Here is a 6,872-nt window from a genome sequence, read left to right on the forward strand (position 1 = left end):
GAGTATGCGCTAAATGTGGCCATCCTGGGAACAAACGCTCATCATATTCGCTGCGGCCCTCCTTGAGGGATCTGTCGGGTTTGATTTCGGCCTGCTCGCCGCCCCGGCGTTAGGGGCCCTGCTCGGTGTGCGCGATTCGGTAATTCTCATCTCGCTTCCCAATCTCGCCATCGCATCGGCAAAAGTCACGAGCCAAAAAATACCACCCGAGCTCTTCAAACGTCTGATGCCCTTCATCGGCGCCGGTGGAGTAGGGGTTGCTGCCGGGGTTTTCATGCTTGTAACGACGCCTCCCATCATCCTCAAATGGGGACTGGGTATATTCGTTCTCATCACCGCAGCCTACAGCTTCTCCAATTTTCGCATCGAATTCGATCAGCGCGACGAAACTTTTTTCGCCTATCTGGCCGGATTAATCGCTGGCTGGCTAAGCGGGCTGGCCTACGCGGGAGGGCCACTCAGTGTAATTTACCTCGACAGCCTTCAGATAAATCGCTCGCGCCTGGCAAGAATGATGTATATTTCGGCGCTGGCTTTTGCGGCCGTTCAAGTGGCTATGCTGAGCGGGACAGGAAATTTTCTCCCGCTCACGGCCGCGCGGTCATTATTAGCGGTAGTTCCCGCCCTGGCCGGATTTTTAATTGGAAGGCGTCTTAGGGGAGCCGTGAGGCCAGAGTTCGGATATGTGGCGGGGCTGGTTCTTGTAGTCGCCTCGGCCCTGTCGCTGCTTATTTTCGCCCCCGGCGGCTGGCGATAATTACAGACATAAAAATGAGTGGATGAAAGAAATTGAAACTAGGAATTATTTTCCGAATCGCCCTTTGAAACAATTTTAGAGGCCAGCAAAACGAACTCGCGCATACCTTCCAAAGAACCACTTCTCTCATCAAGTTGCACGCCGTAAACATTCTCGTTTTGATCGCGCGTCACGTTGCGGACAAAACCCATCGCATTCTCTAGGACCTTGCCGTTGGGCAGTTCACACGAAACGAATATGGGCATATCCACTTCAAACCGAAACGGACAAGAAATACTGCAACCCGTGTTGCTGATATTTTTTATGTTGCCCTTTGAGGCATCTTTTTTATTACTCAGGTCTTTGAAATCATGTTTTCTCGCCGAAAGAAAAACATCGAGACTCACCTGAATTCGCTCGGTCTTGCGAAGCGACATCTGCTCGATCTGTTCGGGATAAGCCAGAAACAATATTCTAAAAGGCTGAACAGTTTGCAGAAGGACATTGGACTTGAATCCCCAAACACGACCTTCGTACATTCCACGGCCAACAAGCGAAAGATCTTTTGTCAGCTGAACAGCCGAGCCCCCTCGGGTGGGCTGCTCAAGCATCAAGCAACCACCCTCATCCCATCCGATGAGCCGCGACTGCATTCGCAACTTGTTTATCGGATCAACAAGCAAAATGAGGGAGCCCACAGGTAACACAGTCAAATCTCCAGCAATACAAATAACAAAAGGTCGTTCGTGCAAACACCTACCTACTGTAACCTAAAATCAGTCTAAATTGATGCCTTAGTCCTGACAAATGGTATCGGCATTAATTTAACAATACTTTAAACCCATAATTTGTCGATATTTAGGGGCATTCAAACCACACCCGCACGAAGGAGATGGTGAAGATGAATGATTCCTTGTATTTTTGCGTCATCTTCCTCCATTACAACTAGAGCAGTTATGGATTTTGATTCCATTATCTGGAGGGCTGCAGCCGCCATTAAATTAACCGAAATCGTACCCGGCATGGGCGTCATGAGCTCGCCAGCATTTGCCGAAAGATTTCCGTTCGTCCGCCCCAATCCCCGACGAAGATCGCCGTCCGTAATTATTCCGGCAAGACTTCCTGAGGCATCCACCACACAGGTCATGCCGAGGTTTTTTGCGCTGATCTCACTAGTCACATTATTCAAAGGAGCCTCAATACCCACGGTGGGAACATCATCTCCCGTCACCATGAGATCTTCGACCCTTAGGAGGCTCTTTCCCAGCGATCCACCGGGATGAAATCCCGCAAAATCCTCCTCACGGAATCCGCTCGCCTCGAGTACCGCCATCGCCAGCGCATCGCCCATCGCCATTGTCGCCGTACTGCTCGCAGTCGGCGTCAGGTTCATCGGGCAAGCCTCTTGCGCCACCGAGACATCGAGAAAGGCCATGGCCTCCTTGGCAAGCGTCGAGTCCTTGCCTCCGGTAATAGCAATAACCGGGGTATTGAGTCGCGCGAAAACGGGCATGACGCGAAGAAGCTCTTCGGTCTCCCCGCTGTAGGAGAGAGCGAGGATGACATCCGCCCCCGTCACCATACCCAAGTCCCCGTGAACGCCGTCGGAAGGATGGAGGAAAAACGAGGGCGCCCCGATGCTCGAAAGAGTCGCCGCTATTTTCTGACCCACCAGACCGCTCTTCCCGATACCGGTTACAACAACTCTTCCTTTGCAATCCAAAATACTTTCAACCGCCCGCACGAAATCCGCTCCCAAGCGCTCGGGCAAGCGTGCCAAGGCATCGCATTCAATTTGCAGCGTTCGGATTCCCCGCTCGATATGGTCCACGGGTGGCGATTTCCCTTTCTTAAAATAAACCAATGACTTCAGGGGGAAAATTGAACTGAAAAAATAGCATCGCCCACCCCCTCGTGTCCATGTCCATAAACATGAAGCGCAAATGCTAATAACCCATTGAATCTATGGCACCTTAAGTACCCCCCCCTCTCGATTCCTTTACTTCTCCTTACGCGACATGCTAGAAAAAAGCTATAATTACGCTAGCATTAGCAAACTGTTCTTTTTTCTTATTTGTTCGAATCATCAATCGGCCTCTAATCCCCATGGAGAACAAACACCATGTCCGGCCATTCAAAGTGGAGCACCATAAAACGGAAAAAAGGCGTCCTGGACGCCAAGCGGGGCAAGATTTTCACCAAGCTCATTCGTGAAATCACCGTCGCGGCGAAAATGGGCGGCGGCGATCCAGACGGCAACCCCCGCCTACGGATGGCGATCCAGAATGCCAAGGGTGCCAACATGCCGCAGGACAACGTCAACCGTGCCATCACTAAGGGGACGGGCGATATGGAAGGTGTCATTTACGAGGAGTTCACATACGAGGGCTACGGCCCCGGCGGCGTGGCAATACTTATCCCCGTGCTCACAGAAAACCGGAACCGAACGGGCTCCGAAGTGCGACACATCCTATCTAAACGCGGCGGCAACCTCTCCGAACCAAATGCGGTGGCATGGAATTTCGAGAAAAAAGGCATCTTCCTGATTCTCGGCGAGGGTTTGGACGAGGACAACCTCATGGAAGTTGTTCTTGAAGCAGGGGCCGAGGATATGGAGCCCGCCGATGGCAACTACGAAGTGCGCTCGGAGCCCGAGTCTTATGAAGATGTCCGCGCCGCACTTGAGAAAAACGAGATCGCCGTGGAATCGGCCGAACTCGCCATGCTGCCCAAGACTACGGTACAACTTGAGGGAAAACCCGCCGAGCAGATGTTGCGCCTGATAGAGGCGCTCGAAGACAACGACGATGTGCAAAATGTTTGGGCTAATTTCGATATCTCGGAAGAGGAAATGGAAAAAATTTCCGCCTAAATTATTTACACCCCCTCCCTCCGCCCAGGCGAGGCCGCATTGCCTGAAACAGAAGGCACCTACCGCATTCTAGGGGTTGATCCGGGGCTCGGAGTGACGGGTTATGCCGTGCTCGCCGTGGAGGACCCCTTCTCGGAGCCGATACTGGTTGACGGTGGTGTGCTCAGAAGCAACGAGCGCGCGCCTCTTGAAGAGCGCCTGGGAGAATTGCACCACGATCTCTCCCGGGTCATCTCGGACCTATCTCCCGCCGTCATGTCCGTCGAAGACCTTTACGCCCACTACAACCACCCGCGCACCTCTATCATCATGGGGCATGCCCGCGGGGTGATTTTCCTGGCCGCCGCACAGGTGGGCATCTCTGTGCACAGCTACGGCGCCACTGAGATAAAAAAATCCCTCGTCGGCGTAGGCCGGGCCTCTAAGGCACAGGTGCAGCGAATGGTGCAGCAACGACTTGGCCTCGATGAGCTTCCCGAGCCAAACGATTTTGCCGATGCCGTGGCGGCAGCCTACTGCTACATCGACCGCACCCTTCGCCGCACCAGCACAGCGCAGGGGGTGAAACAATGATCAGGCGTATTTCGGGCGAGCTTGTGGAAATCCTAGATGAGAGCGTTGTCGTACGCACCGGCGTGGGCCTGTGCTACGAAGCCCATGTGGGCGCCTATGCCATGCCCGAGCTTCAGGCGCTCATGGGTGCGCGCGAGCCCGTCGAGCTTCACACCCATCACTATCTCGAGGGCAACGTCGCGGCAGGACAATCGCTCATCCCGCGTCTCGTGGGATTTCTCACGGTGGCAGAGCGTGATTTTTTCCTCCGCTTCATCAAGGTGCCCGGCCTGAGCCCCAGAAGCGGAATTCGCGCCATGGGCCTGCCGCCCGAGCGCATCGCAGCGGCGATTCTCGCCCGCGACATGGGCACGCTGACTAAGCTCCAGGGCATCGGCAAGAAAAAAGCCGAGCAGATCATATCCAAGCTCGCCGACGAACTGGCTAAGTTAGGTCTGCCCGCCGGTGTGGCGGATGATGCGCCCGTGCCGGTTGAAGCAGTTAAAAACTCCGAAGCCATGGCCATTCTCATTGGCCAGCTTGGTCTTCGCACCGCCGAGGCTGAAGAATTAATCTCCCGCGCAACAACTTCGCTGGGCACGGATGCTGAGATCAACGATATTCTCGAAGAAGTATTTCGCCTCAGGCGCTAGATGCCCTCGGGCGCCAAAGGAGCGGTTGTGGTTATCGAAAGACGCATATCGGCAAGGGAAACCAGCTCGGCCGAGGAGCAGGTTTTCTCCTCGCTCCGGCCTTCTCGGCTTGAGGAGTACATCGGCCAGCAGGCGCTCGTCGCCAAGCTACGCATCACCCTTGAAGCCGCCGCCGCGCGGAGCGAATCGGTTGGCCACATTCTTTTTCACGGCCCCCCCGGGCTGGGCAAGACCACTCTTTCTCACATCATCGCGCAGGAAACAGGCTCTCGTCTCGTCAAGACCTCGGGCCCCTCGCTCTCGCGGCCCTTTGACCTTGTGGGCATCCTCACCGACCTCCAAACGGGCGATGTGCTCTTCATCGACGAGATACATCGCATGCCGCGCCCCGTAGAGGAATATCTCTACCCCGCCATGGAAGATTTCGAGGTCGATTTCATCTCCCAGCAAGGCCCGATGGCACGCTCCATCAAGATTAACCTCAAGCGTTTTTCCATCGTCGGGGCCACCACCCGGCCCGGCGCGCTGTCCGCCCCGCTGCGAGATCGCTTCGAGCGCGTATACCACGTGGACTTTTATTCCGATGACGAACTCAAAGTCATCATCATGCGGAGCGCCGAGCGGCTGGGGCTGTCCATCGAGGAAGAGGCAGCTGGCGAGCTGGCCCGCCGAAGCCGGGGCACCCCCCGCACGGCGAACCGCCTCCTTCTCTGGGTGCGGGACTTCAGCCAGGCCCGGCGGGACGGGGCCATTTCACTCGGCACCACCCGCGAGGCGCTTGCGATGGAGGCCGTGGACGAAATGGGCCTCGATGCGCTCGACCGCCAATACCTGCGCACCATCATCGAGCAGTACACCGGTGGCCCGGTGGGGGTCGAGGCCATCGCCGCCACCATGAATGAGGAGAGCGACACCCTCGTGGATGTGGTCGAGCCGTTCTTGCTGCGCACGGGATTTGTTCAGCGCACCCGGGGCGGCCGCCGGGCGACCTCGGCCGCCTTCACTCTCCTTGGTCTGGAAATTCCCCAGGGCCAACAGGGAGAGCTGTGGTCCGCCGCCGGGCAGTCCCCGACCGAAGAACCCCCTGCTGGGGCGCCCCCGGTCGGAGAAAACGAGTAAACACCACGCCATGACACCCGGCGACCCCTTCTCAGGCTTTGGCAAAACCCTTTTAACCCTTGGGCTCATCATCGCCGCCGTCGGCGTGGCTCTCATCATCTTCCCCAAAATTCCTTGGCTCGGGCGCCTTCCGGGGGATATTCACCTGCGCGGGAAAAACTGGCGCTTTCATTTTCCCCTAGCCACATCGGTCATCATTAGCATCATTTTGACGGTCATCCTCAACCTCATATCGAGGAAATAACGAAGAGACTCACCCCCCCCCGAAATAATCCCGAAGCGGCCCTGCCGCTCTGCGCCTGGGCAGAATTGCCCGCATTAAACTTCACGACGTTGACCCCGCGTGCGCGGGGGAGGAAAATCGGGCCTCAAATATTACTCATCGAATGCTTCAAGGGAGAAAACCATGTCCCACCCACTTTTCGATCTTTCAGGCCAAAAAGCCCTCATCACCGGCGGGGGCCGGGGCATCGGTCTGACGCTCGCCACGGGCCTCGCCCAGGCGGGCGCAGATGTTGCGCTTGCCGACATTGATTTTTCCCAGGTGGAAGAGGGGCAGCGCGAAATAGAGGCCCTCGGGCGAAAATGCACCCTCATCGAGGCTGACGTCACCGATGTCGCCTCGGTGGACCGGATGGTCTCGGAGGCCGCCGCCGCCCTCGGCGGGCTGACCATCCTCGTCAACAACGCGGGCACCAACGTGCGCAGAAAACTCGAGGAGGTCACCGAGGCAGACTGGGATCGCGTTCTCGATCTCAACCTGAAAAGCCTGTTCTTCATCACCCGTCGCGCGGGCGAGGAGATGAAAAAAGCGGGGGGCGGCAAGGTCGTCAATATGGCCTCGCTCATGGCGCTTTCAGTCTTCAGGAACCCCCGCGGCCAGACCTACGGACCCTATTCCTCAAGCAAGGGAGGGGTGATCTCACTGACACGCTCGTTC

Annotated in this window: 9 protein-coding genes; 7 read left to right on the forward strand and 2 right to left on the reverse strand. The window is 56.5% G+C overall.

Translation table 11 applies throughout. The features are described 5' to 3' along the window. The first annotated feature begins 13 nt into the window (after positions 1-13). A complete protein-coding gene (locus tag HOJ95_14060; GenBank protein ID MBT6395823.1) occupies positions 14-757 on the forward strand; it encodes a TSUP family transporter in 744 nt (247 codons plus the stop codon). 38 nt (positions 758-795) lie between these two features. Here the strand turns inward: HOJ95_14060 and HOJ95_14065 are convergent, their stop codons facing one another. Together HOJ95_14065 and HOJ95_14070 are read right to left on the reverse strand one after the other, a co-directional pair. Next, the gene (locus tag HOJ95_14065; GenBank protein ID MBT6395824.1) at positions 796-1,443 is read right to left on the reverse strand and encodes a flagellar brake protein; all 648 of its coding nucleotides are present in this window, start codon (positions 1,441-1,443) and stop codon (positions 796-798) included. 161 nt (positions 1,444-1,604) lie between these two features. Beyond that, a complete protein-coding gene (locus HOJ95_14070; GenBank protein MBT6395825.1) occupies positions 1,605-2,567 on the reverse strand; it encodes a KpsF/GutQ family sugar-phosphate isomerase in 963 nt (320 codons plus the stop codon). Positions 2,568-2,858: 291 nt separating this feature from the next. Between HOJ95_14070 and HOJ95_14075 the strand changes: the two genes are divergently transcribed. The 6 genes from HOJ95_14075 to HOJ95_14100 form a co-directional block, all read left to right on the forward strand. Then, on the forward strand, positions 2,859-3,608 hold the full coding sequence (locus HOJ95_14075; GenBank protein ID MBT6395826.1) for a YebC/PmpR family DNA-binding transcriptional regulator: 750 nt from the start codon (positions 2,859-2,861) through the stop codon (positions 3,606-3,608). A gap of 39 nt (positions 3,609-3,647) precedes the next feature. Next, complete coding sequence (locus HOJ95_14080; GenBank protein ID MBT6395827.1) at positions 3,648-4,181, forward strand: crossover junction endodeoxyribonuclease RuvC; 534 nt, start codon at positions 3,648-3,650, stop codon at positions 4,179-4,181. Next, on the forward strand, positions 4,178-4,813 hold the full coding sequence (locus HOJ95_14085) for a hypothetical protein (GenBank protein ID MBT6395828.1): 636 nt from the start codon (positions 4,178-4,180) through the stop codon (positions 4,811-4,813). Before HOJ95_14080 ends, HOJ95_14085 begins: the two co-directional genes overlap by 4 nt. Further along, positions 4,814-5,932 (forward strand): Holliday junction branch migration DNA helicase RuvB, encoded by a 1,119-nt coding sequence (gene ruvB, locus HOJ95_14090; GenBank protein ID MBT6395829.1) that lies wholly within the window; start codon positions 4,814-4,816, stop codon positions 5,930-5,932. A gap of 10 nt (positions 5,933-5,942) precedes the next feature. Further along, positions 5,943-6,176 carry a DUF2905 domain-containing protein gene (locus HOJ95_14095; protein ID MBT6395830.1) on the forward strand — a complete coding sequence of 78 codons (234 nt, stop codon included), beginning with the start codon at positions 5,943-5,945 and terminating at the stop codon, positions 6,174-6,176. A 162-nt stretch (positions 6,177-6,338) separates the two neighbouring features. Beyond that, on the forward strand, positions 6,339-6,872 hold a 534-nt coding region (locus tag HOJ95_14100; protein MBT6395831.1), incomplete at its 3' end, for an SDR family NAD(P)-dependent oxidoreductase.

The sequence above is a fragment of the Nitrospinaceae bacterium genome, from assembly GCA_018669005.1.
Classification (GTDB): domain Bacteria; phylum UBA8248; class UBA8248; order UBA8248; family UBA8248; genus UBA8248.

Excerpts from the sequence above, each read along its gene's own strand:
- HOJ95_14095 (MBT6395830.1), top strand. The coding sequence starts at position 5,943 with ATGACACCCGGCGACCCCTTCTCAGGCTTTGGCAAAACCCTTTTAACC.
- HOJ95_14060 (MBT6395823.1), top strand. The coding sequence starts at position 14 with ATGTGGCCATCCTGGGAACAAACGCTCATCATATTCGCTGCGGCCCTC.
- HOJ95_14085 (MBT6395828.1), top strand. The coding sequence starts at position 4,178 with ATGATCAGGCGTATTTCGGGCGAGCTTGTGGAAATCCTAGATGAGAGC.
- ruvB (MBT6395829.1), top strand. The coding sequence starts at position 4,814 with ATGCCCTCGGGCGCCAAAGGAGCGGTTGTGGTTATCGAAAGACGCATA.
- HOJ95_14075 (MBT6395826.1), top strand. The coding sequence starts at position 2,859 with ATGTCCGGCCATTCAAAGTGGAGCACCATAAAACGGAAAAAAGGCGTC.